The following is a 25799-nucleotide window of genomic DNA, read 5'->3' as shown; positions in this document are numbered from 1 at the left end:
ATGGCATCAAGGCTTTGGCCCGCCTTATTCGGCTTCGTCGGCGCTCGGTTCGGGCGCGGTGCCCGCCGATTTGCCGCCCTTGCGTTCCTTCTTCTTGACCAGCTTCGGCGCGGCCGGGGTCAGTTCGAAGGACAGCGCGCCGTCGGTGCCGGCTTCGTCCTTCAGGCTGACGTGGACCTCGCCGCCGTTGGCCAGCTTGCCGAACAGCAGTTCCTCGGCCAGCGGCTTCTTGACCCGTTCCTGGATGAGCCGGGCCATCGGCCGCGCGCCATACAGCCGGTCGTAGCCCTTCTTCGCCAGCCAGGCGCGGGCGTCGTTGTCGAACTGGATGTGGACGTTCTGTTCCGCCAGCTGCAGTTCGAGCTGGAGGATGAACTTGTCCACCACCCGGCTGACGACTTCGGCCGGCAGGTAGGCGAAGGGCACGATCGCATCGAGGCGGTTGCGGAATTCGGGGGTGAAGAGGTTCTTCACCGCCTCGTCGCCCGCGTCGGCCTTGGACACGTCACCGAAGCCGATGCCCTGCTTGGCCATGTCCGACGCGCCCGCGTTGGTGGTCATGATCAGCACCACGTTGCGGAAATCCACGGTCTTGCCGTGATGATCGGTCAGGCGGCCGTTGTCCATCACCTGCAGCAGGATGTTGAACAGGTCGGGGTGCGCCTTCTCGATCTCGTCGAGCAGCAGGACGCAGTGCGGCTGCTGGTCGATCGCGTCGGTCAGCAGACCGCCCTGGTCGAAGCCGACATAGCCCGGAGGCGCGCCGATCAGCCGGCTGACCGAATGGCGTTCCATGTATTCGGACATGTCGAAGCGCTGCAGCGGGATGCCCATGATCTGGGCCAGGCTGCGCGCCACTTCGGTCTTGCCGACGCCGGTGGGGCCGCTGAACAGGAACGAGCCGATCGGCTTGTCCGGATCGCGCAGGCCTGCACGGCTGAGCTTCATCGCGCTCGACAGCACCTCGATCGCCTTGTCCTGCCCGAACACGAGCCGCTTGAGATCGCGTTCGAGGTGTTCGAGCACCTTCTTGTCGTCGCTCGAAACCGACTTGGGCGGGATGCGTGCCATCGTGGCGATCACGGCCTCGATCTCGCGCGCGGTGATCGTCTTCTTGCGCTTGCTCGGCGGCACCAGCATCTGCATCGCGCCCACTTCGTCGATCACGTCGATCGCCTTGTCGGGCAGCTTGCGGTCGTTGATGTAGCGCGCCGAAAGCTCCACCGCGGTCTTGATCGCGTCGGCCGTGTACTTGACCTTGTGGTGATCCTCGAAGGCCGTGCGCAGGCCCTTGAGGATCTTGATCGTGTCTTCCACCGAGGGTTCGTTCACGTCGATCTTCTGGAACCGGCGCAGCAGCGCGCGGTCCTTTTCGAAGTGGTTGCGGAACTCCTTGTAGGTGGTCGAACCGATGCAGCGGATCGTCCCGCCCGACAGCGCGGGCTTGAGCAGGTTGGAAGCGTCCATCGCCCCGCCGCTGGTCGCGCCGGCGCCGATCACGGTGTGGATCTCGTCGATGAACAGGATCGCGTGCGGCATCTTCTCCAGTTCGGAGACGACCTGCTTCAGCCGTTCCTCGAAATCACCGCGATAGCGGGTGCCGGCCAGCAGGCTGCCCATGTCGAGCGAATAGATCACCGCGTTGGCCAGTACCTCGGGCACTTCGCCTTCGACGATCTTGCGCGCGAGGCCTTCGGCGATGGCGGTCTTGCCCACGCCGGGATCGCCTACGTAGAGCGGGTTGTTCTTGGACCGGCGGCACAGGATCTGGATGGTGCGGTCCACTTCGGGGCCGCGCCCGATCAGCGGATCGACCTTTCCGCCCAGCGCCTTCTCGTTGAGGTTGACGCAGAACTGGTCGAGCGCGGAATCCTTCTTCTGCCCCTTGGCGTCGGCCTTTTCCTCCGGCTTGGGCTGGTCCTCGTCCGTGCCCTTGGGGTTGCGGCCTTCCACCTGCCGGCCGCCCTTGCCGATGCCGTGGCTGATGTAGCTCACCGCGTCGAGCCGGCTCATGTCCTGCTGCTGCAGGAAATAGACCGCGTAGGAATCGCGTTCGGAGAACAGCGCCACCAGCACGTTGGCGCCGGTCACGGTATCCTTGCCGGACGACTGGACGTGCAGGATGGCGCGCTGGATCACGCGCTGGAACCCAGCCGTCGGCTGGGGATCGGCCTTTTCCTGCGTTTTCAGCGACTGGTATTCCTGATCGAGGTACTGGCGCACCACGTCGCCCAGGTCACCCAGGTCGACTCCGCACGCCTGCATTACCTGCGACGCATCGGGATCGTCGATCAGGGCCAGCAGGAGGTGCTCGAGAGTCGCGTATTCGTGGCTGCGCTCCGAGGCGTTGGCGAGCGCGGCGTGCAGCGTTTTCTCAAGGCTCTGTGCGAAACTGGGCATAGGCTCTTACTTTCTGGCTTGCGCCGGGTTGTCCCCGTTCTTCAAAAATGCACGGACATGGTTAACAGGGGCCAAACCAGCCGCGGAAAGGACACCGGAAAAGTGCCTTGAAAATGCACCGAAGCGGATCGCTGCGGTGACCATACGGGATATATGGGTATGCCGCCCGGAAAGAGGAAGGGCGGCCCGGTTCATCGCGGAGTGCCGTCCGGCGGAGAGCTTCGGAACAGCGCCTCGGCCGCGTCGCGGTGGGCCGAAGCCCGTTCCCGGTGCGCGGTAACCCGTTCGATTTCCTGCTTCAGCAACGCGATGCGCGCGTCGAGTTCGGCGCGCGAATAGGTGTCGAGCACTTCCCCGGCCAGTTGGCTGGCCAGATCGCCTTTGCGACGGGGGCGGTCTTCTTCATCCATTGCAGTGCACAATCTTGGACGGCAAGTGCTTGCTGTCAACGGGGTGCGTGGCTAGTCCTTGCAATTGACGGGGGTTTCGTCGCGAAAAGGGGGCTGGACCATGGCGACAACGGTGTCGGAAACGATGACGGCGGTGGGCTTCGATGCCCCGGGCGGTCCCGAAGTGCTTCGCCCCGAAACCGTGCCGGTGCCCCAACCCGGCCCCGGGCAGGTCCTGCTGCGAGTCGCCTATGCCGGAGTCAACCGGCCCGACGTGATTCAGCGCCAGGGTTTCTACCCCCCGCCGCCGGGCGCGTCGCCGCTGCCGGGGCTGGAAGTGTCCGGGCAGGTCGCGGCCATCGGCGAGGGCGTGGTTACGCTGCTGCCGGGCCAGAAGGTCTGCGCGCTCGTCGCCGGGGGCGGCTATGCCGAATATTGCCTGGCCGAAGCCGGCCAGTGCCTGCCCGTGCCAGAAGCCCTGTCGATGGCGGAGGCCGCGGCGATTCCGGAAACCCTGTTCACCGTGTGGCACAACGTGTTCGAGCGCGGCTGGGCCAGGGAGGGCGAGACGCTGCTGGTCCATGGCGGCACCAGCGGGATCGGTTCGATGGCGATTATGCTGGGCAAGCTGTTCGACCTGACGGTGATCGTCACCTGCGGCGGGGCGGACAAGTGCGCGGCGGCGCTGGCCATCGGCGCGGACCACGCGATCGACTACAAGGAGAGCGACTTCGTTGCGGAAGTGGCGCGGATCACCGATGGCGCCGGCGTCCATATCGTGCTCGACATGGTGGCGGGCGACTATGTCGCGCGCAACCTCAAGTGCCTGCGCGACGATGGCCGGCATGTCACCATCGCGGTGCAGGGGGGCGTCCGGGCCGAGATCAACATGGCCGAAGTGATGCGCCGGCGCCTGACGCTGACCGGATCGACGCTGCGGCCGCGCTCGAACGAGTTCAAGGCGCTGCTGGCCAGCGAGATCATGGAGCTGGTGTGGCCGCTGGTAGCCGATGGCGCGCTGCGTCCGGTAATGGACCGTGTGTTTCCGCTCACCGATGCCGCCGCCGCGCACGCGCGGATGGAATCGGGCGGCCATATCGGCAAGATCGTGCTGGCGGTGGGTGCCGCCGCGGATATCGGGTGACCCCTTCGCGCGGCGGATTTCCGGCGATATTTCCGAAGGTTGCTGGATAGAGCTTGCCGTTTTCGGGCGCGTGGCCTACATCGTCACTCTGCACGGCCGCTCCGCAAGGGGCGGCCCTTATTGTATCCGCATTCGGAGACTTTCCCGTGAGCAACCAGCCCGCGTATCCGCTGATGCCGCACGCGACGGCGTCCTGGCTTGTCGACAACACCGCGCTCACTTTCGAGCAGATTGCCGAATTCTGCGGCCTGCACCTCCTTGAAGTGCAGGCGATGGCGGACGATCTGGCTGGCGCGAAGTACACCGGCCGCGATCCCGTGCGCTCGGGCGAACTGACCCAGGTCGAGATCGAGCGCGGCCAGGCGAACGCCGAATATCGCCTGCGCATGCAGAAGGCCCCGCTGTCGGTCAACCGCACCAAGGGGCCGCGCTACACCCCGGTGTCGAAGCGCCAGGACAAGCCCGATGGCATCGCCTGGATCCTGCGCCACCACCCGGAAATCTCGGACGCGCAGATCGGCAAGCTGATCGGCACCACGCGCAACACCATCGCCGCGATCCGCGATCGCAGCCACTGGAACATCCAGAACATCAACCCGAAGGACCCGGTCACGCTGGGCCTCTGTTCGCAGCGCGAGCTGGACGGGCTGGTCGCCAAGGCGGCCAAGCGTGCGGGCATTACCGAAGAGGACGCCGGCGGCGACAACCGTCTGGGTTCGGATCGCGATGCGCTGATCGAGGAACTGCGTGCCGAGCGCGAGGCCCAGCACAAGGCCGCCGTGGAAGCCGCGCAGGAGGCCGAGGCCCGTGCCTGGCTCGAAGCGCGCCGCGCCGAAGGCGTGTCGGACAGCTAAGCCGCGTTCGAGGGATTGCACCAGAAGGGCCGCCGGGAGCGATTCCGGCGGCCTTTTCGCGTCTCCATCCGCGCCGTGGCATGGAGCGCGAAATGGTCCGGTCCTCGTCAATGCTCTGGACCGTCCGCACCATTTGCGCGAACAAGGACGCCGGAAGAGGATAACAGCCGGATCACGCCATGAATTTTGCCGATCGCGTCACCATCACTGTCGAGAACCATGTCGCCCACGTCCTGCTGGACCGGGCGGACAAGCTGAACGCGCTCGATGACGCCATGTTCGGCGCCATCGTCGATGCGGGCCACGCCCTGTTCGACCTTGGCGGCGTGCGCGCCGTCGTCCTGTCCGGCGCAGGGCGGGCGTTCTGCGCCGGGCTGGACCTGGCGAGCATGGGCAACACCGATCGGTGGAAGGACGGGTCGCTGGTCGATCGCACCCACGGCAACGCCAACCGCGCGCAGGAGGCGGCGATGGTCTGGCGCAAGCTGCCGATGCCGGTGATCGCGGCGGTGCACGGCGTGTGCTTCGGCGGCGGGTTGCAGGTGGCGAGCGGGGCCGACATCCGCATCGTCGCGCCCGATGCGCGGCTGGCAGTGATGGAAGTGAAGTGGGGGCTGGTGCCCGACATGGCGGGCTACGCCCTGTGGCGCGGCAACGTGCGCGACGATGTGCTGCGCGAACTGACTTATACCCACCGCGAATTCGGCGGTGAGGAAGCGGTCCGGCTGGGCTTCGCCACGCATGCCGCTGCCGATCCTCTGGGCGCCGCCCTGGCGCTCGCGCACACCATTGCCGGCAAGAGCCCGCACGCGGTGCGCGCCGCCAAGCAGCTTAGCAACCGCGTTCCCGATCTGCCGGAGTCGGACGTGCTGCTGGCCGAAAGCGTGGCCCAGCAGGAACTGATGTACAGTCCGAACCAGCGCGAGGCGGTGCTGGCCGGGTTACAGAAGCGCGCCGCGGACTTCATCGATCCCTGATGGCGGCGAACACGGCACGCACGGTCAGGGCTGACTCCACACGATGAAGGCATTGCACGACCCGCAGGGCATCCTGTCGCAGGGCCTCGCCGCTATACGCGACCGCTTCCAGGTGCCGCAGGGTTTTCCCCCACCGGTGCTGGCGGCGGCCGAACAGGGGGCGAAGCGCGTGCCATCGCTTCACGTCGACCGGACGGCCGAGCCCTTCGTCACGCTCGATCCCGCCTCATCCACCGATCTCGATCAGGCGTTCACCATCGCGCGATCGGGCGCGGACCTCGTGCTGCGCTATGCCATCGCCGATGTCGCGTGGTTCGTAGAGGATGGCGATCCCGTTGATGAAGAGGCATGGCGGCGCGGCGAAACGCTCTACCTGCCCGATGGCAAGGCCGGCCTCTATCCGCCGGCGCTGGCCGAAGCGGCGGCCAGCCTGCTGCCCGCGGGGCCACGCCCGGCCGTGGTCTTCACCGTTCGCGTCGCGCCGGATGGCGAGGCACGGCTGGACGGGGTGGAGCGCGCAATGATCCGCAGCCGGGCCAAGCTGGCCTATGCCACCGTGCGCGATGGCGATCTGCCGCCTGATTTCACCGAGCTGGCTGCGCGGGTCGCTGCCGCCGAAGCGCGTCGCGGGGCGGCGCGCGTCGATCCGCCCGAACAGGAAGTGGTCGCGCTGGGGCAGGGGCGCTATGCGCTGGCCTACCGCCCGCTGCTGCTATCCGAAAGGCGCAATGCCGCGCTGTCGCTGGCGACCAACCTGGCCGTGGCGCAAGCCCTGCTGGCGCACGGCACGGGCCTGTTCCGCGTGATGGCCGGTCCCGACGACAAGGCGGTCGCGCGGCTACGGCAAACCGCGCTGGCGCTGGCGCTCGACTGGCCGGCGGCGATGCCGCTGGCCCAGTTCGAAAAGACGCTCGATCCGGCACAGCCCCGGCAGGCGGCGTTCATGATGGCGGTCCGCCGCGCCGGCAACGGCGCCGGCTATGCCCCGCTCCAGCCGGGCGTGCCGCCGTGGCACAGCGCCATCGCCGCCTCCTATGTCCACGCCACCGCGCCGTTGCGGCGGCTGGCCGACCGCTACGTGATCCGTGCGGCGCTCGCCGTGTGCCATGGCGATCCGGTGCCCGAAGCGGTGACCCGCGCCTTTGCTGCCCTGCCCGAGGTGATGGCGCGGGCCGACGCGCTGGCCGGGCGGATCGAACGCGGCGTTATCGACCTGGCCGAAACCGTGATGCTGCGCGACCGGACCGGGGAGCGGTTCGATGCCGTCGTCACCGACAGCGAAGGCGATTCGGCGCGCATCCAGCTTGCCGGCCTGCCGGTGGTCGCGCGCGTCAGGGCGGCCGGCGTCCTTCCCGGTACCCGCATCGTGGTGCGGCTGGACCAGGCGGACTCCGCCAACGGACGGCTGGCCTTCAGCCTCGCGTCCTGAACCGGCGCCACATCCGGCGCCACATCCGGCTTCGCGCCCAAACCGATACCTGGCAAAAATCGGAAGAATCCGATTGCGGCCAACCGGCGTTCCGGCTAACCGCCCCTCTCTCCACGCGCTTGCCGCGCATCGAGGCCCGATGGCGGAGTGGTGACGCAGCGGACTGCAAATCCGTATACGCCGGTTCGATTCCGGCTCGGGCCTCCACTTCTCCCTATCGCGCGTTTCGCATCGCTCTTGGCAACCGCAGCGCGCTGCCGGACCAAGTTCGGCATTGCGCTTTGCCGCATGAATGACGACGTAGGCAGGCATGACTGAAGAAGAAAAGAACCGGGAGCTTATCAACCGGAAGTTCTACAAGGCCGAGCAGGAAGCGGGCTTTGTCGAATCCCACCCCAGAACAACCCCGCAGCAGCAGGATCCGGCCTATCGGCTGGCGTTCCGCGATACCGATTTCCTCCTGCGCGAGGAATTGCGGCCGGTGCGGTTCCAGCTCGAACTGCTCAAGCCCGACATGCTGCTGGACGAAGCGGGCATCGGCTCCACGCTGGTGATGTACGGATCGGCGCGGATTCCCTCGCCCGATCATGTCGAAGGGCTGCTGGCTGCCGCCACCTCGCCCGAGCGCAAGGCCGTGGCCGAGCGGCTCGCAGCCAAGGCGCACTATTACGACGAGGCGCGCAAGCTGGCCGGCATCGCCAGCCGCTGCGCCGTGGTGGAAGACGGCAAGCGCCAGTTCGTGATCTGTTCGGGCGGCGGGCCTTCGATCATGGAAGCGGCCAACCGCGGCGCGGCGGAGGCAGGCGCGGAATCGATCGGGCTCAACATCGTGCTGCCGCACGAACAGGCGCCGAACGGCTATGTCACCCCGCACCTGTCGTTCCAGTTCCACTATTTCGCGCTGCGCAAGATGCATTTCCTGCTGCGCGCCCGTGCCGTCGCGGTGTTTCCGGGCGGGTTCGGCACGTTCGACGAATTCTTCGAACTGCTCACGCTGATCCAGACGGGCAAGATGAAACCCATCCCCATCCTGCTGTTCGGCAAGGATTTCTGGAACCGCGTGGTGAACTTCGAGGCGCTGGCCGAGGAAGGCGTGATCAACTTCGACGACCTGAAGCTGTTCCACATGGTCGAAAGCGCGGAAGACGCCTGGCGCCACATCACCGGCTTCTACGATCTCGAATGCGATTGAGCGGCCGGCGCCTGAACGCCCGAAATCAGACTTGGCGCACCGCCTGATGGCCCAGCGGGCCGTGGCCGGCGCCGAAGCCGGGCGCGGCTTCCAGCGCGGCGCGCACGAAGCGGCGGGCGCCGTCCACCGCATCCTCCAGCGACAGGCCCCGCGCCAGCAGCGTGGCGATCGCGCTCGATAGCGTGCAGCCGGTGCCGTGGGTGTGGCGCGTGACGATGCGCGGCGCGGTCCAGACCCGCTCCGGCCGGCCGGGCATCACCAGCCGGTCCACCACCTCGTCGCCATCGGCATCGCCGCCCTTGGCGATATAGGCGACGCCGCGCGCGCGCATCGCCGCGTCCCCGCCCAGCGCCGCGAGTTCCGGCACGTTGGGCGTGGTCAGCGTGGCCGCGCGCATCAGCCGCTCGAACGCGGCGATGGTCGCCGCATCGGCCAGCGCCGCGCCGCTGGTGGCGATCATCACCGGGTCGAACACCACCGGCACGGCCAGCCGTTCGACGCGATCGGCCACGACGGCGGCGATCGCGGGCGAACCGAGCATCCCGATCTTCACCGCATCGACGCCGATGTCGTTCAAGCAGGCATCGATCTGCGCGGCGACCATCACCGGATCGACCGGCAGCACGGCGTGGACGCCGGTGGTATCCTGCGCCGTCAGCGCGCAAATCGCGCTCATGGCATAGCCGCCCAGCATCGTGATCGTCTTGATGTCGGCCTGAATGCCGGCGCCACCGCCCGAATCGGACCCGGCGATGGTGAGGATGCGGGGCGGGCGGATCATGGCTGCGGGCAAAGGTTGCGCGCCATCACGCCTTGAACTTGCGCTCGCTGGACGGCGGATGCTTGGCGTGAAGCGCCTTGGCGCGCGTGGGCCGGTCCATCAGCTCGCCGCCGCAATTGGGGCAGCGATCATCCAGTTCCTCGGCGCATTCGGCGCAGAAGGTGCATTCGAACGAGCAGATGAACGCACCGGGCGCCTCGGCCGGCAGGTCGGTTCCGCAGCGTTCGCAATCGGGGCGCATTTCCAGCATGGCCAGTTCCTTCCGCAAGGGCGCTTAAGTCCCCGCCCACCCCCAACCCCTCCCGCAAGCGGGAGGGGAGCGAGACTTGCGCCTCCGCAGGTGGCGTTAGTCGCAGCGGGGTGGGCCTGTGGTACGCACGGCTACCAACACCCACTGGCCGCGAAGCACAAAACCATGCCCCCGACAAGCGCGCCGTCAACAAGCGTGCGCGTTACGCCGCCTTGCGCACGGCGTCGCAGATCGCGTCGACCACGCGTTCCACTTCTTCGGCATCGTCGCCTTCGGCCATCACGCGGATGACCGGTTCGGTGCCGGACGGGCGGATGACCAGCCGGCCCTTGCCCGCCAGCCGCGCTTCGGCATCGGCGATCGCCGCCTTCACCGTGTCGGCCTCCAGCGGCTTGCCCCCGGCGAAGCGCACGTTCTTGAGCAGTTGCGGCACGGGATCGAACAGGTGGAGCAGTTCGCTGGCCGGCTTGCCCGAGGAGACCAGCGCCGCCAGCACCTGCAGCGCGGCGATCGTGCCGTCGCCGGTGGTGGCGTGATCGGCCAGGATCATGTGGCCCGATTGTTCGCCGCCCACGTTGTAGCCGCCCTCGCGCATCTTCTCGAGCACATAGCGATCGCCGACGGCGGTGCGGATCAGGTCCAGCCCCTTGCTCTTGAGGAAGCGTTCGAGGCCGAGGTTGGACATGACCGTGGCCACCACGCCGCCGCCGCGCAGTTCGCCGCGCGCGGCCAGCTGGCTGCCGATCAGCGCCATGATCTGGTCGCCGTCCACCGTCTGCGCCTTTTCGTCGACCACGATCAGGCGATCGGCATCGCCATCCAGCGCGATGCCGATGTCGGCGCGCACTTCGCGGACCTTGGCCTTGATCGCTTCCAGGTGGGTGGAACCGACGTTGAGGTTGATGTTCTTGCCGTTGGGCTCGACGCCCAGCGTGATCACTTCCGCGCCCAGTTCCCACAATGCGGAAGGGGTGACGTGATAGGCAGCGCCATTGGCGCAATCGAGCACGATGCGCAGGCCGTCCAGCCGCACGTTGTCGGGCAGCGAAGCCTTGACCGCGTGGATATAGCGGCCGCGCGCATCCTCGATGCGGCGGGCGCGGCCGACTTCGGTGGCGTCGGCCAGCGGCAGGTCCTGCTCCAGCATCGCCTCGATCGCGAGTTCCGCCTCGTCCGACAGCTTGTAGCCATCGGGGCCGAACAGCTTGATCCCGTTGTCCTCGAACGGATTGTGGCTGGCCGAGATCATCACGCCCAGATCGGCGCGCATCGACCGGGTCAGCATGGCCACGGCGGGGGTCGGCATCGGCCCCAGCAGCACAACGTCCATGCCCACGCTGGTGAACCCCGCCACCATCGCGCTTTCCATCATGTAGCCCGAAAGGCGGGTGTCCTTGCCGATCACCACGCGATGGCGGTGATCGCCCCGCTGGAAATAGCTGCCGGCGGCCTGACCGACCTTCATCGCCGTTGCCGCGGTCATCACCCCGGCGTTGGTCCGGCCGCGGATGCCGTCGGTGCCAAAGAACTTCCGTCCCATGAAAACCCTTTATCCCTGTTCGCGCGCCCTCGGGGGCCGCCGCGCATTGCGCTCTTGCCCTACACGATTAAATGTCACCAGCGCATGAACCAAGCGATTAACGATCCGTCATCGCCCTCCGCCTTGCCGCCGATCGCGCAAGTGCCGGCCCTGTGGACTTTCGCCGCGCTGACGGCGGGCCTGCTGGGCGGGCTGGCGCTGGCCTTCGCGGCGCCTCAGGCGCTGCCCGGAGTGCTGGGCGTGGTGGAGCCGGTGGGCGACCTGTGGCTGCGCGCGCTGAAGGCCACGATCGTACCGCTGGTGGCGGCGCTGCTGTTCACGGGCATCGTGCAGACGGTGGCGACGGCGCAGGCCGGCGCCATGGCGCGGCGCAGCCTGGGCGCGTTCCTTGCCTTCCTGGCGTTCAGCGCGGCGATGCCGATGGTGGTGACGCCCGCGCTGCTGGCGCTGCTGCCGATCCCGGGCGGATCCGGGTCGGCGCTGCGCACCAGCCTTGCCGGCAGTGCGCCCATGACCGGCGCCGTGCCGGGAATCGGCGAATTCCTGCGCTCGATCGTGCCGACCAACGTGATCGATGCCGCCGCCAACGACCGGATGCTGCCGATGATCCTGTTCATGGCGGTGTTCGCGCTGGCCAGCACCCGCATCGCGCGGCCGCAGCGCGATATGCTGGCGACGTTCTTCGCCGGGCTTGCTTCCGCCATGCTGGTGGTGATCGGCTGGGTGCTGGCGCTGGCGCCGCTGGGCGTGTTCGCGCTCAGCCTGTCGGTCGCGGCGAAAAGCGGGACGTCGGCGATCGGCGCGCTGGCGCACTACGTGGTGATCGTGGTGCTCACGGGATCGGTGGTGTTCCTGGCCGGATACGCGATCGCGGCGCTGATCGCGCGCAAGCCGTTGATGGGCTTCGCCCGCGCCGTCCTGCCCGCGCAGACGCTGGGGCTTTCGACGCAAAGTTCGCTGGCCTCGCTGCCGGCGATGCTCGGCGCCTGCCGCACACTGGGCCTGCGCGAAACCACCGCCGAATTCGTGCTGCCACTGGCCGTGGCGCTGTTCCGCGCGACCAGCCCGGCGATGAACCTCGCCGTCGTGATCTATGTCGCGCACTGGTATGGCGTGCCGCTGGCCCCGGCCCTGATCGTCTCGGGCTGGGCGATGGCGATCCTCGTCTCGCTCAGTTCGGTCAGCCTGCCCGGCACGATCAGCTTTGTGGCCTCGGTCGGCCCGATCGCCATCGCCATGGGTGTGCCGGTCGAACCGCTGGCGCTGCTGGTGGCGGTGGAAGTGCTGCCCGATCTGATGCGCACGCTGGGCAACGTGACGATGGACGTGGCGATCACCGCCGTGATTGATCGCGCAGCGGGAACAGGGGGAGACGAGGAGCCACGGTAATCGGCAAACGCACCATCGCTGATTAGAAAAAATCGCTGGAAAATCGGCGCGAATGCCATAGGCGGCGGGCAACCAAACGTCTTCCCGGGCGTTGGTTGCACGAACCGTTTTCTCCCCACGATCGATCTGGAGCGACCATGGCCATTTCCCTGATTACCCTGCCCTATGCCGAAGACGCGCTGGCTCCGGCCATTTCCGCGACCACCGTGCAGACGCACCATGGCAAGCATCACCGCACCTATGTCGATCGCACCAACACCGCGATCGAGGGTGGCGACCTGGCCGACAAGCCACTGGAAGACATCGTCGCCGCCGCCGAGGCCAAGGGCGACAAGGGCCTGTTCAACAATTCGGCGCAGACCTGGAACCACGGCTTCTACTGGTTCAGCCTCGCCCCGTCGTCGGCCGCGCCGACCGGCGATCTCGCCGCCGCCATCGAAAGTTCGTTCGGCTCGTTCGACGCGCTGAAGCAGGAACTCGCCGCGCAGGGCACCGCGCACTTCGCGTCGGGCTGGGTGTGGCTGGTCGAAAAGAACGGCAAGCTCTCGGTCGAACAGACCCATGATGCCGCCACCTACACCACGCTCAGCGGCAATCCGCTGCTGGTGATCGACCTGTGGGAACACGCCTACTATCTCGACCACAAGAACGTGCGCCCGAACTACCTCAAGGACGTGATCGACAATCACCTGAACTGGGAATTCGCCGCCGAGAACTTCGGTCGTGGCGCGCTCTGGACCTATCCGGCCTGATCGCTCCAGTCCGGACGTGACAGTCCGGACGTGACAGGCTGACGACATGCGCAGGGCCGGCCCGTCAGGGCTGGCCCTGTTCCGTTTCGTAAGACGCGTGCCCCAGCGATGGCATCGGCCCCTCCGGCTCCACCGTGTCGACGCCCGGCTCGAACAGCGGTTCCCCGAACAGGAAGCCCACCACGTTGGGGTGCCCCAGATGCTCCAGCAGCGCCGAAATGGTCAGCAGGATGGGGGACCGACAGCAAAGCGCCGAGCACGCCCCATATCCACGTGAAATAGCTGATCGCCAGCAGGATCGAGACCGGATTGACGGTGAAGCGCGCGCCCAGGATCGAGGGCGTGATCAGATTCGATTCGATCGCGTGCAGGCCCAGGTAAAGCAGCATCGGCAGCAGCCCCAGCGCCACGGTGGAGGCGGTGCCCAGACCCACCAGCGCCAGCAGCGCCATCATCGTCAGCGGTCCGATATAGGGCAGGAAATTGAGCACGAAGGCCAGGCCGCCCCACATGATCGGCGCGGCGAGGCCATAGCCCCAGGCGCCGCCCGCCACGATCAGCCCCACCCCGAGGTTGATCTGCGCCACCGTGAGCATGTACGAGGCCACGCGGTCCTGCACGTCACGCATGACCTTGGCCATCCGCACCGACGCGCCGAAGCTGTGCCGGTCAAGCAGCAGGCGCCGCTTCATGCGGATGCGCGCCTCGATCATGAAAAAGGCCATCAGCAGCGTCAGCAGCGTTTCCAGCACCACGCTGGGCGTGGCGAAGGCGACCTGTTCGATCACCGATGGCCCGGCCAGCACGACCTCGCGCGCGGGATGGCCGGCGATGCGCCCCAGTTGCCGGTTGATATCGCCCAGCCACGCGAAGTTGTCGCGCAGTTCCGCCGACCGCTGGCTGATCTGCCGCACCAGTTGCGGGACCTGATCGACCATGACGAAGGCCGGTTGCAGGATCAGCGTCAACGCGGCGACGATCACCGCGATCATGGTGACGATCGCCACAAACGAGGCGAGCATGTTGGGCAGGCCCAGCCGGACCAGGCGATCCGCCAGCGGCGACAGCACGATGGTGAAGATCATCGCCGTTACCGGTGGCAGGAATACCACCGATCCGATCGACAGTACGAAGGGCAGCGCCAGGAACAGCCCGGCGCCCAGCAGCAGCAGGATTGCCGATTGCAGGCGCGCCTGTGGATCGGCAGCCGCATCGGCGCCTGCTGCGGGAACGGTGGCGGGTCGGTCTTCAGGCTGCGGCACGGCACGCGCTTTCGGATAGGATCGCTGTCACCCTACGCAAGGGTGCCGCGCCGGTTCAAGCCCCGCGATGGTCGACCATGGGGTCGATCCCGCGATCTATCCTGCCCGCACGGCGCTGCCGCCGGGCGCGGTCACGCTTACGCGCCGGACTGCACCGATGCGTCCAGTTCCGCCATGATCGCATCATGGGCCACGTCGTTTCCGCTGCGGCGCGGCAACTGCCCGCTTTCGATCATCTGCGCCAGCGCGGCGCGGGCGCGTCCGACGCGGCTCTTGATGGTTCCCACCGCGCACTGACAGATCTGCGCCGCTTCTTCGTAACTGAAGCCGCCAGCGCCCACCAGCAGCAGCGCCTCGCGCCGTTCCGGGGGCAGCGTCAGCAGCGCCCGGTGCATGTCCGAAAGGTGGAGCGGCGCTTCCTGCCCGGCGGGGGCCACGAGGATGCGCTCGGCCACGACTTCGTCGTAGTCGGCGCGAAAGCGGTTGCGGCGCATATCGGTGAGATAGGCGTTGCGCAGGATCACGAAGGTCCAGGCGCGCATGCTGGTGCCCGGCTCGAACCGGTCCTGCGCGGCCCACGCCTTGAGCAGCGTTTCCTGCACGAGATCGTCGGCAAGGTCGGGGCGTCCGCACAGCCCCCGCGCGAAAGCGCGAAGGTGGGGGATCACAGCGGTCAGTTCGCGCTTGAACGACGCGGCGTTGGAAGAGGTCGCGTCCTTTCGGGGGGCGTCGTCTCCGTTCGTCACGCGTTCACGCCGGCCGCTCTCCGGGATCCGGGCGGGCTCAGCCATGCTGGTCGTCATCAAGCTGGTCAAGCAGGCGCGCGAAGCTGTCGGGCAACGGTTCCTCCACGACGGAATCGTAAAGACGCTTCAATCCTTCGGCCCATTCGGGCTTCGTGGACTTCGCACCGGGCCGATGAGGCGCATCGAGGGACTTCATGGGTTTCTCTTTCGGCATTCGTTCTTGCGAGCCTCCCCCCCTTTGAGGATCATGGCAAAAAAGGATCCGCAACGCGGCGATGTGAGCATTAGCCCGCCACGGAGCCGGCAAGCCAGCGATCATGACGGGACGTTTGATTGTGGAACGAAACCGGCGGCGGGAAGTTCCCCCGAAATTGCCGGGAACGCCCGATCGGGCAAGACATGGACCCGTGCGCCGGCCATAAACGTTTGGCATGGTAGTCTGGCACGATCATCGACGGTGATCAGCCGCAAGCAAGGATAACAAGCGGGTGGAGACACGCCTGTCGCGCAGGACCATGAAGTCACGCTGGTATGCCCGGTTTCCCCGGGCCGTGCCGGTGGGGATTTTTCGTGCTGACGATGGCGATCACCGGCGTCAGCGTCTATGCGATCGAGCGCGCCGAACGGCAGCGTGAAACCGCGCAACTCGGCCAGATCGCGCAGTCCGTGGCGTCCGGCCTCGAACGGCGCGCCAATGCCAGTTCCGCCTATCTGCGGTCGGGCGCCGCGCTGTTCGCGACGCAACGCGTGGTCGAAGCGCCGCTGTTCCAGACGTTCATTGGCCAGTTGCATCTCAACGGCACCTATGCCGGTTCCGACGGCATCGGCTGGGCCATGAAAGTGAACCGGCAGGATATCCCCACGGTGGAGGATGTGATCCGCCGCAACGGTGATCCCGCCTTTGCCATCCGTCCCCGTCCGGCGGCAAGCGCACGCTTCGTGGTGCCGATCATGTATCTCCAGCCGGACAGCGAGCGGAACCGCCGCGCGATCGGCTTCGACATGCATTCCGAGCCCGTCCGTCGCAGCGCGATGCAGACCGCGGAACGCCTGGGCCGCCCCACCGCGACGGGCAAGGTCGTGCTGCAACAGGAAGGCCCTGGCGGCGGTTCTCCCGGATTTCTCATCTACATGCCGGTCTATGGCCTGGGCGGAACGCGGGTCGAACAGAACCTGCGCGGGTTCGTCTATAGTCCGTTCAACGCCCGCCAGTTCCTGGAAGCCTCGATCGACACGGTCAGCATGGAACCGGCGGGCATTCGCCTTTACGATCAGGCCGTCGCCCCGGCCAACCTGCTGGCGGAAGTGCCGCTGGCCAGCCGTTCGGGCCTTGTCGCCCGCCGCGCGATCGATCTCGCCGGCCGGCGCTGGGTGCTGGAAGTGGAAGCGCCGGCTTCGGCCATGCTCAGCGGCATGTCGGTAATGACCTTGCTGTTCGGGTTGCTGGTGGCCACCCTGCTGCTGGTCCTCGCGCGCGTGCTGACGCATCAGGCTTCCGAAGACCGCGAGGCGCTGGCCTGGTTCGAGCAGCAGGCCTCGATCCGCAACTCGCTGACGCGCGAACTGAACCACCGGGTCAAGAACACGCTGGCCAACGTGCTGTCGATCATCGCGCTGACACGCCGGCGCGCGACCAGCCTCGACAGCTTCGCGGACAGCCTTGAGGGACGCATTTGTCAACGGCGCGCGACCAGCCTCGACAGCTTCGCGGACAGCCTTGAGGGACGCATTCGCGCGCTGTCCGCCACGCACGACCTGCTCACCCAGTCCGAATGGGGCGCAACGCCGATCCGCGCGATCGTGAAGGCCGAAATGGCGCCTTACGCGCAGGATGCGGAACGCCACCTTGTTCTGGACGGGCCGGACGTGGATCTTGCCCCGAACGACGCGCTTTCGCTCGGCCTTGCCATTCACGAACTGGCGACCAATGCCGCCAAGTATGGTGCGCTAAGCGTGGAGGATGGGCAGGTGTCGGTGCGCTGGGCGATGGTCGCGGACAATCTGGCCCGGATCGAATGGCAGGAGCGCGGCGGCCCGGCGGTTTCGGTGTCAGGGCGCCGCGAACGCGGCTTCGGCACCGATCTGATCGAGAAGATCGTCGCGCACGAACTGCGCAATCCGGTCGATCTGCGCTTCGATCCGGAGGGGGTGTCCTGCACGCTGACCGTGCCGGTGCGCCGTCGCGGCGATTTCGCGATCCGCGAGAGCAAGGCCTAGGGCCGGGACCCATCGCAGGCGCCCGCTACAAGGCAGGCCCGCCTCCTTGCGGAAACGGGCCTCCATCGCTCTTGCGCGGCCTCAGGCCAGCGGTTGGCTCGATCCGAAGAACAGCGCCTGGCTGATCGCCGCGCGCACCGTCGCTTCCTGGAACGGCTTGGTCACCAGGTAGGTCGGCTCGGGCCGGTCCCCCGTCAGCAGACGTTCGGGATAGGCGGTAATGAAGATCACCGGCACGTCGGCGATGGCGAGGATGTCGTCCACCGCGTCCAGCCCCGAGCTGCCGTCGGCCAGCTGGATATCGGCCAGAACCAGGCCCGGCGTGTGGTCCGCCACGATCGCGCGCGCCTGCGTGCGCGTGGCCGCCATGCCGCAGACGTCGTGCCCCAGCGACCGTACCAGGTCTTCAAGCTGCATGGAGATCAGCGGCTCATCCTCGATGATCAGGACCGACGTCGCCGATTCCAGATCGATCTCTGCCACCGCTTCGCGCACGAAGTCCTCGATCGCGGCTTCGTCGACACCCATGATCATGGCGGCTTCCGGCGTGGAGAAATCCTCCAGCGTGGTCAGGAGCAGCGCCTGGCGGTTCAACGGCGTGATTGCGGCAAGGCGTTCCTGCACGGCCGCCTCATGCAACCCCGCCACACCGTTGCCCGCACGTTCGCCGATGTCCACGAAACCGCTTGACCACACGCGGTGAAACGCATGGTACAGCTGCGGCCGGCCTTCGCCGATCAGCGCGCGCAATTCGCCATCGGCCAGCGCCGCTTCCAGCGTGGCGCGCACGAAGGCGTCGCCGGTGGACTGGCTGCCCGTCAGCGCGCGCGCGTACCGGCGCAGATAAGGAAGATTGGTGGCAACCTTGGCACCCAATGACATGCAAATCCTTTCCCGATCGATCGGATATCGCCCCTAAACGCGCGTGCCTCGCATCTGGTTCCCGCCGGCATCGAACATGGTTTCCCGGCGCGGACTATTATGGATCAAAACAGTCGGAAATATTTTTTCATGGCCGGGAACCGGCCGTCCGGTCGCGCATTTAGCATTTGTCACTGCCGAGACCCCCCTCCCGTCCAAGCGGCCGTGACACGATCCCTGAAGGCTCTCGCCGGTACCCCCGGCGAGAGCCTTTTTCCTTGATGACCATTGTCAGAGCCGGTCCCGGATCGGAAAAATGGGGCCGGAAAACATCCGGCCGGACAACCGGGAGGGGGGCGGCGCTTACAGCGCCTTCTGGTAGATTTCGTATTCCTTGTTCACATGGCTGTCGATCGCGTCGGCAATGGCGATCATTCCCTGGTTGTCGTCCAGGATCCAGCCGATCTCGCCGCGGCTTGCGCCATAGTTGGCCACCGAATTGCGCCGGATATACTCGATCATCATGAAGGCGAGCTGGCTGGCGAGGCGCGAGGCCTGCAGCCGTTTGCGCACGCCCATCAGCGGCACGCGCATCGTGCGCACCTTGGGCTTGCGCAGCCACAGCAGCAGCTTGATCCAGTTGAACGGGAACAGCTTGCCCTTCATCGGCCGGAGCACTTCGTTGAGATCGGGCAGCGTCATCATGAACGCGACCGGTTCGCCCTCGTATTCGGCGACCATGATCAGATCCTCGCGCACGATCGGCTTGAACTTCTTGCCGGCGTAGGCGATTTCGCGGTCGGTGAAGGGCACGAACCCCCAATTGTCGGACCAGGCATCGTTGAGGATGTCGAGAATCAGCGCTGCCTCGGCATCGAACTTGCTCTTGTCGACATTGCGGATGCGGATCTTCGGATTCTTCTCGCCCGACTGGACGATGCGCTGGATCAGCGGCGGAAACTCCTTCGAAATGTCCAGCTCATAGGTCTTGAGCGTCTTGGCCGGGGTATAGCCCTGCGCCTCGATATAGGTCTGGTAGCGCTTGGGCTGGTGCCCCATCATCACCGTGGGCGGATGATCGTGCCCGCGCGTGAGCTGGCCCGGCTCCTCCCACACCGACATCGACAGCGGCGCCAGCACGCGCGTCATGCCCTTGCCGCGCAGCCAGTCTTCCGCGGTGGCGATCAGCGCGCGGGCGACGTCGCCATCCTCCGCCTCCAGCAGCCCCCAGTTGCCAATACCCGGCCCCATCCCCTGCTCCGGGTCCATCGCCAGCGCCAGGTGATCGAGATGCGCCGAGATGCGGCCGACCACGCGACCATCGCGACGGGCCAGGAAGAACTGGACATCGGCGTGGCCAAAGAACGGATTCTTCGCCGGATCGACCAGTTCCAGTGCTTCCATCCGCAGCGGCGGCACCCAGTTCGGGTCGTCCGCGTTGATCCGATAGGCAAGGTCCACGAAAGCCTCGCGCTCCGCCTTGCCGGAAACGGGAGTGATGACTACTTCGCCGTGAGCCACGATCTTGCCTTTGTTTGGGATTAGAGGGTCTTCACCGGCGACCTGCGGTTGGTCCCGGCGACTTGTCAAGCCGGACGGAGCGTGAGAGCCCGGCATCGAATCAGGAACCGGTTCCCAGGCCGGCCAGGGTCACTGTGGAATAAAGACATGATTGCTTCCGACATTCTCGAAACCCCGGCAACCACGCCGTCCGGCGTCGCCAGCGGCCGGAGCCTGGCCGGCACGCCCGACGACAAGGACATGCTGCGCGCCGCCGTGGACCTCACGCGCGATATCGCGACGGCGCAGCCCGGAATCTACTGGCCCGACATGCTGGCTTCAGCCACGCTTGGCTATGCCGCGCTGGCGGGCGCGATCCTGCTGGCCAGCCCCTGGGCCGCGCTGGCCTGCGGCGTGCTCGCGGCGCTGGCGCTATACCGCGCGCTGCTGTTCATCCACGAGCTGACGCACATCCACAAGAACGCGCTGCCGGGCTTCCGGCTGGTGTGGAACCTGCTGGTAGGCATCCCGATGCTGACGCCGTCCTTCATGTACGAAGGCGTCCACACCCTGCACCACGCCCGCACCCGCTATGGCACGGCGGAAGACCCGGAATACCTGCCGCTGGCGCTGATGAAGCCGTGGTCGCTGCCGGTGTTCCTGATCTCGGCGATCCTGCTGCCTCTGGCGCTGCTGATCCGTTCGGGCATTCTGGTGCCGCTGGGCGTGGTCATCCCGCCGTTGCGGACGCTGGTGTGGGAACGCGCCTCGGCGCTGGCGATCAACCCCGCGTTCCGCCGCCGCCCGCCCGAAGGCGATTTCGCGCGGATGGTGTTCTGGCAGGAACTGGGCGCGTCCGCCTGGGCCATCTTCCTGCTCGGTTGGTCGGCCACGCACGGCTGGCGGCCGCTGGCGATCGGCCTGGCGGTGATTTCCGCCACGGCGGTGCTCAACCAGATCCGCACGCTCGTCGCCCACCTGTGGGAGAACGAGGGCGATGCCATGACCGTGACGGGGCAATACCTCGATTCGGTCAACGTGCCGCCGCCGGCGCTGCTCGCGCCGCTGTGGGCGCCGGTGGGCCTGCGCTATCACGCGCTGCACCACCTGCTGCCAAGCATGCCCTATCATTCGCTGGGCGAAGCGCACCGGCGGCTGCGCGCGCAGCTGGGCGGGGAATCGACCTACGAACAGGCCAACTATCCAGGGCTGCTGCCGCTGGTCGGCCGATTGGCGCGCAGCACCATGGGCGCGCGCTGATACGTCGGGAAGGGCGCGAACCGTTCGCGCCCGCTTCCCCGGCGCTACTCTTCGGTTCGCACCAGCACGGTTTCGCCGATCAGCAGGAACAGGAAGAACGGCGCCCAGGCTGCCAGCAGCGGCGGGTATCCGCCGAAGTTGCCCATGGCGAGCGCGGCATTGTCCACCACGAAATAGGCGAAGCCCAGCGCCATGCCCCCGATCGCGCGGATGAACAGGTGGCCCGAACGGGCCAGGCCGAACGCCGCCGTGGCGCCCAGCAACGGCATCAGCAGGGCTGAAAGCGGCCCGCTGAACTTGTGCCACCACTTGCCGTCGATCTCGCCCGTGCGGAATCCGGCGGCGCGGATCGCCTCGATCGAACGCGACAGGTGCGTGACCGATTCGCCATCGGCATCGACGTTCTTGATCACCACCTGCACCGGCTCGACGCTCTGGGCATAGACTTGCGGCCCGGGAAGGTCGGTCTGCCGCGCGCTCTGCACGTCGAAGGCTGTCGGCCGGTCGAACCGCCAACCCGGCCTGGCATAACTCGCCGAAGGCGCGGCCACGATCTCGGTCACCATGCCGGTCGGATCGCGGCGATACCAGCTCACGTCGCTCATGCGGATCGCGGCGCCTTCCCCGGTCACCGAGCGCGCGAACAGGATGTTCTGCCCGTCCTGCAACCACACGTTGGTCTTGACCCCGCTATCGACGGGGATCGGGCCGTAGTCCGCCGCTTCCCACGCCTTCAGCGTGGCGGTGGAGCGCGCCACGACCCGTTCGTTGAACGCAAAGGTCACCAGCGATGTCACCGCCGCCACCAGAAACAGCGGCGCCAGCACCTGATGGGCGGAAAGGCCGGACGCCTTCATCGCGATGACCTCGCTGTTCTGGTTCAGCGTCATCAGCGTGATGATCGTGGCGAGCAGCACCGAATAGGGCAGGAAGCGGCTGACCAGTTGCGGAAAGCGCAGACTGACGTAGGTCAGCAACTGGGCCTGGCCGTTGCCGGGCGCGGCCAGGATCGATCCGCTTTCGCTGAGCAGGTCCAGCATCTGCAGGACCAGGACCAGCATCAGCAGCACCGCCACGATCCGCACCGCGAACATCTTGGCGATGTAGAACGTCATAGTCCGCGACGGGAAGAACTCAAACTGCACCGGTCGTCTCCGCGTCGCTTGCCGCCGGCGTGGCGCGTTCGTGGCGCTGCGCGAACAGCTTGCCCACCGCGCCGGCCAGCTTGGCGAAGCCGCGCTCCAGCGCGCCGATCGGCTGGCCGCCCGGCACATAGGCCAGCCGCCAGTACATCCACACGATCAGCGCGGCAAACAGCAGGAACGGCCCCCACAGCGCCAGCGTCGGATCGATACGGCCCAGGCTGGCCACGTCCTGCCCGTACTGGTTCACCTTGTGATAGGCCACGACCATGACGATCGACAGGAACACGCCGAGCGACGAGGTCGATCGCTTGGGCGGCACCGCCAGCGCCACCGCCAGCAGCGGCAGCAGGACCATCATCACCACTTCCACCAGGCGGTAATTCAGGCTCGCCCGGCTCTCGTTGCGCATCTGCTCGGAATACTTGTCGTTCCAGCCGATCTTGAGCAGTTCGGGCAGGAAGTACTCCCGGTCCTCGTTGCCGCGCTGGCGGAACTGCTCGATCTTGGGCAGGTCGATCGGCAGGTCATGGCTGGCGAACGAGAGCACGCGCGGCGAATTGATGCCCTGACCTTCTTGCACGATCTGGCCGTCGGTCAGGCGCAGGATCACCGTGTCCGGGTTCTCGCGGTTGGCGAAGAACCGCCCCTCGCGCGCCGAAACGACCAGCGTCTGCCCTTTTTCGGTCACGATCCGGGCGAAGATGCCGCGCAGGTCGCGACCCTCGTCACGGCTCGCGTCCACGCGCAGCGCGGTCTTGTCCTGCAGCGAGTTGAATTCCCCGACCTTGATCGAGGCGCCCAGCGCGCCCGAGCGCAGCTCGAACTGGAGCTGTTCGTAGTAATAGCGCGAAAGCGGCTGAAGATAGCCAACGATCAGCAGGTTCACCCCCGCCAGCACGATCGCGAAGATATAGGGCACGCGCAGCAGCCGCGTGTAGGACAGCCCCACCGCGCGCATCACGTCGAGCTCGGAACTGGTCGCCAGCTTGCGGAAGGCGAACAGGATGCCCAGCATCAGGCCCAGCGGAATCGCCAGGCTGGCGTATTCGGGCAGGAGGTTGGCCAGCATCTTGAACACGACGCTGACCGGACCACCTTCCGTCGCCACGAAATCGAACAGCTTCAGCATCTTGTCGAGCACAAGCAGCGACGCCGCGATCGCGAACACCGACAGCATCGGCACGATCACGAGCCGGGCAATGTAACGGTCTGTGGCGGTGAGAAATTTCACGTCTGGGGCGATCTTCGTCGTGCAAATCCGGCGGGTCCAGCTTCCCGCATCGCCCCGACTAGCGGGGAAACCGTGCGCGCGAAAGTGGCAATCGCGGTGTTACGCTTTGGGAAAAAGGTAACAAGACGGTTGTCAGAGCGAAGCGGCGGCGGAATAACCACGCCGGCCAAAACCGAAATACGGCTGTCACAGCGGCCCGGCAGTCGGGTCATGGGCTTGATCGCGGGGGATGGAAGCGTTGTGAGCCAGGAGGCAACCGGCGCCGTATGGTGGAAGCGGCAACTGGCGCGCAACTGCGCGCAGCCGGACGATCTGCACCTTCTGGCCCGGCAGTGCGAACAACTGCACCCCGATGAACAGCATATCGGGTTCGAACAGGTGCTGCGCCTGCTCGCCGACGCGGGCCTCGCCCCGGGAAAGGCGGCGCCAGGCAAAGCGGCTCCCGGGCTGGCCAGCGCGGATCCGGTGATGCTGTGGGTCAGCCTGCTGGCGGATTCGGGGGCCTATGAAAGCGCGGCGATGGCCATCATGCCGTCCGACGCGGTCTATTCCGGCGGGCGTCGGGCCGATGGCCTGCATAGCGCGCAAGTGACTCTGCCGGGCGGGGCCGCCGCCGATTCCCGCGCCGCGCGCTCGCAGGCAATGGCCTGGCTGGCCGCCCTGCTTCGCGCGCTGGCGCACGCGATGCTCAAGCGGCACTGAGCGGATTACCCGGTAGGGGTCAGGCCTTTTCCAGCGTGCATTGCAGCGGGTGCTGGTTCTGGCGGGCGAAATCCATCACCTGGTTCACCTTGGTCTCGGCAATTTCGTAGGGGTACACGCCGCACACGCCCACGCCTTTCTGGTGAACGTGCAGCATGACCCGGGTCGCCTGTTCCAGATCCATGTGGAAGAAGCGCTTGAGCACCATCACCACGAATTCCATCGGCGTGTAATCGTCGTTGAGCATCAGCACCTTGAACATGCTCGGCTTCTTGGGCCGTGCGCGGGTCTTGGTGGCGATGCCCACCACATCGTCGCCATCGGTGCCGTGATCGCCGTCCCCGTCTTCACCGGGGCCGTCACGTACGATCAGATTGTGGTGCGACATGGCAAAGGCGGGCGCGCCGCCGCAGGGGACTGCGGCCGGGCCGGGCCGGCTTCCGGAAATCGAGACGGGGTCAAAGGCCATTGCAGTCCGAATATCGCATCGCGATGCCCCGGCGACAAGGGGGGCACCCCCCGCTCATGCGCGAAAGAGGTTGCCGGGGGGTAAATGGCGCGACCGGCCGAAAACGCGAACGGACCGGCCGATCGCTCGGTCCGGTCCGTCACGGAATAATTCGGTGCGGCGCGCGCAAGCGCACGCCGCGAACCCGAGATCAGGCAGCCTTCTTCACCTTTTCGACCGCGAGCGAAACGCGGGTCGAGATCGGCTGGAACGCTTCGTTGGCGAGCTTGAGGAACGCTTCGCTGTTCTTCGAGCTGGTGGCGACGACCGCGTCGAACTGCTTGCGCAGCAGCGCGCTCTGCTTTTCGAAGAACTCGGTGGGCGACTTGGCCGACGCCAGTTCCTTGATGTCGGCCGACATCGTTTCGAACGAAGCCTTGCCTTCGCTGACGTAGCCCTTGCCGAGTTCCTGCAGGCCCGAAGCGAGGATCTTGCCCGATTCGACCAGCGCTTCGACGTTGCCCTTGGCGAACTCGCCGGCTTCGCCGAACGCGCCCTGGCTCTTTTCGAAAGCGGCCTTGGCCTTCTCGGCGGCGTCCTTGAACGTGGTCTGCAGCTTGTCGGTGAATTCGGTGGTGGTAGCCATGATGAAAAGTTCCTTCCTGGGGGCCGGCGCGGCGGCGGCGGCGGGTTTCACGCTGGTCCGTACCGGCGCGGACTTTGCCGCAACCGGTTTGATGGCGGCGGGCTTGGCGGTGGCGGTCTTGACAGTGACAGGCCTGGTTGCCTTGACGACCGGTGCCTTTGCGACGGGCGTCTTGATCGCCGGGGACTTCACCGGCTTGGCTTTTACAGGCTTGGCAGCCGCTACCGGCTTCGGCGAAACCGAAGCCTCTGGCGCTTTGGTGGTCTTCGGGGCCGGTTTGGCCTTCTGGACCGGTGCCGGGGCTGCCGGGGCGGGCTTTTCCGCCTTCGGCGCCGCGACCAGCGCTGCCTTTGCCGCATCCTTGCGTGGGCGACCGGCCTTCCTCTTGGTGGGAACGGGTTCGGTCACCACGGTCGTCTCTGCCACCGGCGCTTCGGGAGCGGCCGTTGCCTTATCGTCTACAACGACGGGCGCTTCCACCGCAACGGAAACCGTTTCGGCAGAGGTGGTGACGGTGCTGTCCTTCACTTCGTCGGTCATGACCGAGGCGACTCCTGCTATGCGCAAAAAAGCCGGAGCCTGTGGCGCCGACGGCTTTGCTGCAATGCACAAATAAGCATCGCATGCGCGAAGTCAAGGATTTTTGTGCAGTGCACAATATCCGGAATGACAGCAATCGCGAGG

The 25799-nt window shown here is 66.7% G+C and carries 25 protein-coding genes and 1 tRNA gene; 12 read left to right on the top strand and 14 right to left on the bottom strand.

Annotated features, from left to right (window positions below; all coding sequences use genetic code 11):
* Positions 1 to 24 precede the first annotated feature (24 nt).
* Entirely contained in the window at positions 25 to 2400 is a 2376-nt protein-coding gene (gene clpA, locus F1640_RS09790; RefSeq protein ID WP_124809854.1) for an ATP-dependent Clp protease ATP-binding subunit ClpA, read from the bottom strand.
* Between the two features lie 191 nt (positions 2401 to 2591).
* Positions 2592 to 2810, bottom strand: coding sequence for a DUF1192 domain-containing protein (locus tag F1640_RS09785; protein ID WP_194918959.1), 219 nt, complete (start codon positions 2808 to 2810; stop codon positions 2592 to 2594).
* A 100-nt stretch (positions 2811 to 2910) separates the two neighbouring features.
* Between F1640_RS09785 and F1640_RS09780 the strand changes: the two genes are divergently transcribed.
* The 6 genes from F1640_RS09780 (at position 2911) to F1640_RS09755 (ending at position 8385) form a co-directional block, all read left to right on the top strand.
* Positions 2911 to 3933 (top strand): NAD(P)H-quinone oxidoreductase, encoded by a 1023-nt coding sequence (locus tag F1640_RS09780; RefSeq protein ID WP_194918956.1) that lies wholly within the window; start codon positions 2911 to 2913, stop codon positions 3931 to 3933.
* A gap of 173 nt (positions 3934 to 4106) precedes the next feature.
* Positions 4107 to 4787, top strand: coding sequence for a DUF1013 domain-containing protein (locus F1640_RS09775; protein ID WP_190287271.1), 681 nt, complete (start codon positions 4107 to 4109; stop codon positions 4785 to 4787).
* Positions 4788 to 4966: 179 nt separating this feature from the next.
* Positions 4967 to 5764: a crotonase/enoyl-CoA hydratase family protein gene (locus tag F1640_RS09770; RefSeq protein WP_194918955.1), complete on the top strand. Its 798-nt coding sequence runs from the start codon at positions 4967 to 4969 to the stop codon at positions 5762 to 5764.
* Between the two features lie 43 nt (positions 5765 to 5807).
* Complete coding sequence (locus F1640_RS09765) at positions 5808 to 7193, top strand: RNB domain-containing ribonuclease (protein WP_194918953.1); 1386 nt, start codon at positions 5808 to 5810, stop codon at positions 7191 to 7193.
* 133 nt (positions 7194 to 7326) lie between these two features.
* Positions 7327 to 7400: transfer RNA gene (locus tag F1640_RS09760), tRNA-Cys, on the top strand.
* A gap of 103 nt (positions 7401 to 7503) precedes the next feature.
* Complete coding sequence (locus tag F1640_RS09755) at positions 7504 to 8385, top strand: LOG family protein (protein WP_194918951.1); 882 nt, start codon at positions 7504 to 7506, stop codon at positions 8383 to 8385.
* A gap of 25 nt (positions 8386 to 8410) precedes the next feature.
* On the opposite strand, the gene thiD is transcribed toward F1640_RS09755, so the two are convergent.
* The 3 genes from thiD to glmM form a co-directional block, all read right to left on the bottom strand.
* The gene (thiD, locus tag F1640_RS09750; protein ID WP_194918949.1) at positions 8411 to 9166 is read right to left on the bottom strand and encodes a bifunctional hydroxymethylpyrimidine kinase/phosphomethylpyrimidine kinase; all 756 of its coding nucleotides are present in this window, start codon (positions 9164 to 9166) and stop codon (positions 8411 to 8413) included.
* Positions 9167 to 9191: 25 nt separating this feature from the next.
* Complete coding sequence (locus F1640_RS09745) at positions 9192 to 9416, bottom strand: DUF1272 domain-containing protein (protein WP_125954209.1); 225 nt, start codon at positions 9414 to 9416, stop codon at positions 9192 to 9194.
* 202 nt (positions 9417 to 9618) lie between these two features.
* Positions 9619 to 10956 (bottom strand): phosphoglucosamine mutase, encoded by a 1338-nt coding sequence (gene glmM / locus F1640_RS09740; protein WP_124809863.1) that lies wholly within the window; start codon positions 10954 to 10956, stop codon positions 9619 to 9621.
* Between the two features lie 84 nt (positions 10957 to 11040).
* On the opposite strand from glmM, the gene F1640_RS09735 reads away from it, so the two are divergent.
* Together F1640_RS09735 and F1640_RS09730 are read left to right on the top strand one after the other, a co-directional pair.
* Positions 11041 to 12345 (top strand): dicarboxylate/amino acid:cation symporter, encoded by a 1305-nt coding sequence (locus tag F1640_RS09735; RefSeq protein ID WP_194918947.1) that lies wholly within the window; start codon positions 11041 to 11043, stop codon positions 12343 to 12345.
* A gap of 137 nt (positions 12346 to 12482) precedes the next feature.
* Positions 12483 to 13097 carry a superoxide dismutase gene (locus tag F1640_RS09730; protein WP_194918944.1) on the top strand — a complete coding sequence of 205 codons (615 nt, stop codon included), beginning with the start codon at positions 12483 to 12485 and terminating at the stop codon, positions 13095 to 13097.
* Here the strand turns inward: F1640_RS09730 and F1640_RS09725 are convergent.
* The 3 genes from F1640_RS09725 to F1640_RS09715 form a co-directional block, all read right to left on the bottom strand.
* Positions 13085 to 14359, bottom strand: a complete 1275-nt coding sequence (locus tag F1640_RS09725; protein WP_309229235.1) for an AI-2E family transporter — start codon at positions 14357 to 14359, stop codon at positions 13085 to 13087. The genes F1640_RS09730 and F1640_RS09725 overlap by 13 nt on opposite strands.
* Before the next feature lie 137 nt (positions 14360 to 14496).
* On the bottom strand, positions 14497 to 15150 hold the full coding sequence (locus F1640_RS09720) for a sigma-70 family RNA polymerase sigma factor (RefSeq protein ID WP_124809867.1): 654 nt from the start codon (positions 15148 to 15150) through the stop codon (positions 14497 to 14499).
* Positions 15143 to 15301: a NepR family anti-sigma factor gene (locus F1640_RS09715; protein WP_223806667.1), complete on the bottom strand. Its 159-nt coding sequence runs from the start codon at positions 15299 to 15301 to the stop codon at positions 15143 to 15145. Before F1640_RS09715 ends, F1640_RS09720 begins: the two co-directional genes overlap by 8 nt.
* Positions 15302 to 15684: 383 nt before the next feature.
* Here F1640_RS09715 and F1640_RS09710 point away from each other — a divergent pair, with 383 nt between their 5' ends.
* Complete coding sequence (locus F1640_RS09710) at positions 15685 to 17322, top strand: CHASE domain-containing protein (RefSeq protein ID WP_255530502.1); 1638 nt, start codon at positions 15685 to 15687, stop codon at positions 17320 to 17322.
* 81 nt (positions 17323 to 17403) lie between these two features.
* On the opposite strand, the gene F1640_RS09705 is transcribed toward F1640_RS09710, so the two are convergent.
* Both F1640_RS09705 and F1640_RS09700 read right to left on the bottom strand, forming a co-directional pair.
* Positions 17404 to 18204, bottom strand: a complete 801-nt coding sequence (locus F1640_RS09705) for a response regulator (RefSeq protein WP_194918943.1) — start codon at positions 18202 to 18204, stop codon at positions 17404 to 17406.
* A 342-nt stretch (positions 18205 to 18546) separates the two neighbouring features.
* Positions 18547 to 19704 (bottom strand): N-acetyltransferase, encoded by a 1158-nt coding sequence (locus tag F1640_RS09700; RefSeq protein ID WP_124809870.1) that lies wholly within the window; start codon positions 19702 to 19704, stop codon positions 18547 to 18549.
* Between the two features lie 147 nt (positions 19705 to 19851).
* Here F1640_RS09700 and F1640_RS09695 point away from each other — a divergent pair, with 147 nt between their 5' ends.
* Positions 19852 to 20943 (top strand): fatty acid desaturase, encoded by a 1092-nt coding sequence (locus F1640_RS09695; RefSeq protein WP_194918941.1) that lies wholly within the window; start codon positions 19852 to 19854, stop codon positions 20941 to 20943.
* Positions 20944 to 20987: 44 nt separating this feature from the next.
* Here the strand turns inward: F1640_RS09695 and lptG are convergent, their stop codons facing one another.
* Together lptG and lptF are read right to left on the bottom strand one after the other, a co-directional pair.
* Positions 20988 to 22088 carry an LPS export ABC transporter permease LptG gene (lptG, locus tag F1640_RS09690; RefSeq protein WP_125954202.1) on the bottom strand — a complete coding sequence of 367 codons (1101 nt, stop codon included), beginning with the start codon at positions 22086 to 22088 and terminating at the stop codon, positions 20988 to 20990.
* On the bottom strand, positions 22078 to 23319 hold the full coding sequence (gene lptF, locus F1640_RS09685) for an LPS export ABC transporter permease LptF (RefSeq protein ID WP_124809873.1): 1242 nt from the start codon (positions 23317 to 23319) through the stop codon (positions 22078 to 22080). The genes lptG and lptF overlap by 11 nt, the downstream gene beginning before the upstream one ends.
* A gap of 240 nt (positions 23320 to 23559) precedes the next feature.
* Between lptF and F1640_RS09680 the strand changes: the two genes are divergently transcribed.
* The gene (locus F1640_RS09680) at positions 23560 to 24021 is read left to right on the top strand and encodes a hypothetical protein (RefSeq protein ID WP_125954201.1); all 462 of its coding nucleotides are present in this window, start codon (positions 23560 to 23562) and stop codon (positions 24019 to 24021) included.
* Between the two features lie 19 nt (positions 24022 to 24040).
* Here the strand turns inward: F1640_RS09680 and clpS are convergent, their stop codons facing one another.
* Positions 24041 to 24409 carry an ATP-dependent Clp protease adapter ClpS gene (gene clpS / locus F1640_RS09675; protein ID WP_233497430.1) on the bottom strand — a complete coding sequence of 123 codons (369 nt, stop codon included), beginning with the start codon at positions 24407 to 24409 and terminating at the stop codon, positions 24041 to 24043.
* A 271-nt stretch (positions 24410 to 24680) separates the two neighbouring features.
* Positions 24681 to 25115 (bottom strand): phasin family protein, encoded by a 435-nt coding sequence (locus F1640_RS25215; protein WP_223806668.1) that lies wholly within the window; start codon positions 25113 to 25115, stop codon positions 24681 to 24683.
* On the opposite strand from F1640_RS25215, the gene F1640_RS25210 reads away from it, so the two are divergent.
* Positions 25114 to 25731: a hypothetical protein gene (locus F1640_RS25210; protein WP_255530333.1), complete on the top strand. Its 618-nt coding sequence runs from the start codon at positions 25114 to 25116 to the stop codon at positions 25729 to 25731. The genes F1640_RS25215 and F1640_RS25210 overlap by 2 nt on opposite strands.
* Positions 25732 to 25799: the final 68 nt, after the last annotated feature.

It is taken from the genome of Novosphingobium sp. NBM11, assembly GCF_015390225.1.
Taxonomy (GTDB): Bacteria; Pseudomonadota; Alphaproteobacteria; order Sphingomonadales; family Sphingomonadaceae; genus Novosphingobium.
This window is presented reverse-complemented; position numbering and strand designations above follow the sequence as displayed.

What these genes read in the sequence shown, in the direction of transcription:
- F1640_RS25215 (WP_223806668.1), bottom strand. Translation starts at nt 25,115, where the DNA reads ATGGCTACCACCACCGAATTCACCGACAAGCTGCAGACCACGTTCAAG.
- F1640_RS09710 (WP_255530502.1), top strand. Translation starts at nt 15,685, where the DNA reads ATGGCGATCACCGGCGTCAGCGTCTATGCGATCGAGCGCGCCGAACGG.
- thiD (WP_194918949.1), bottom strand. Translation starts at nt 9,166, where the DNA reads ATGATCCGCCCGCCCCGCATCCTCACCATCGCCGGGTCCGATTCGGGC.
- F1640_RS09775 (WP_190287271.1), top strand. Translation starts at nt 4,107, where the DNA reads ATGCCGCACGCGACGGCGTCCTGGCTTGTCGACAACACCGCGCTCACT.
- clpA (WP_124809854.1), bottom strand. Translation starts at nt 2,400, where the DNA reads ATGCCCAGTTTCGCACAGAGCCTTGAGAAAACGCTGCACGCCGCGCTC.
- glmM (WP_124809863.1), bottom strand. Translation starts at nt 10,956, where the DNA reads ATGGGACGGAAGTTCTTTGGCACCGACGGCATCCGCGGCCGGACCAAC.
- F1640_RS09755 (WP_194918951.1), top strand. Translation starts at nt 7,504, where the DNA reads ATGACTGAAGAAGAAAAGAACCGGGAGCTTATCAACCGGAAGTTCTAC.
- F1640_RS09715 (WP_223806667.1), bottom strand. Translation starts at nt 15,301, where the DNA reads ATGAAGTCCCTCGATGCGCCTCATCGGCCCGGTGCGAAGTCCACGAAG.
- F1640_RS09720 (WP_124809867.1), bottom strand. Translation starts at nt 15,150, where the DNA reads ATGGCTGAGCCCGCCCGGATCCCGGAGAGCGGCCGGCGTGAACGCGTG.
- clpS (WP_233497430.1), bottom strand. Translation starts at nt 24,409, where the DNA reads ATGTCGCACCACAATCTGATCGTACGTGACGGCCCCGGTGAAGACGGG.
- F1640_RS09780 (WP_194918956.1), top strand. Translation starts at nt 2,911, where the DNA reads ATGGCGACAACGGTGTCGGAAACGATGACGGCGGTGGGCTTCGATGCC.
- F1640_RS09735 (WP_194918947.1), top strand. Translation starts at nt 11,041, where the DNA reads ATGAACCAAGCGATTAACGATCCGTCATCGCCCTCCGCCTTGCCGCCG.
- F1640_RS09770 (WP_194918955.1), top strand. Translation starts at nt 4,967, where the DNA reads ATGAATTTTGCCGATCGCGTCACCATCACTGTCGAGAACCATGTCGCC.
- F1640_RS09730 (WP_194918944.1), top strand. Translation starts at nt 12,483, where the DNA reads ATGGCCATTTCCCTGATTACCCTGCCCTATGCCGAAGACGCGCTGGCT.
- F1640_RS09765 (WP_194918953.1), top strand. Translation starts at nt 5,808, where the DNA reads ATGAAGGCATTGCACGACCCGCAGGGCATCCTGTCGCAGGGCCTCGCC.
- F1640_RS09705 (WP_194918943.1), bottom strand. Translation starts at nt 18,204, where the DNA reads ATGTCATTGGGTGCCAAGGTTGCCACCAATCTTCCTTATCTGCGCCGG.
- F1640_RS09745 (WP_125954209.1), bottom strand. Translation starts at nt 9,416, where the DNA reads ATGCTGGAAATGCGCCCCGATTGCGAACGCTGCGGAACCGACCTGCCG.
- F1640_RS09695 (WP_194918941.1), top strand. Translation starts at nt 19,852, where the DNA reads ATGATTGCTTCCGACATTCTCGAAACCCCGGCAACCACGCCGTCCGGC.
- F1640_RS25210 (WP_255530333.1), top strand. Translation starts at nt 25,114, where the DNA reads ATGATGAAAAGTTCCTTCCTGGGGGCCGGCGCGGCGGCGGCGGCGGGT.
- F1640_RS09785 (WP_194918959.1), bottom strand. Translation starts at nt 2,810, where the DNA reads ATGGATGAAGAAGACCGCCCCCGTCGCAAAGGCGATCTGGCCAGCCAA.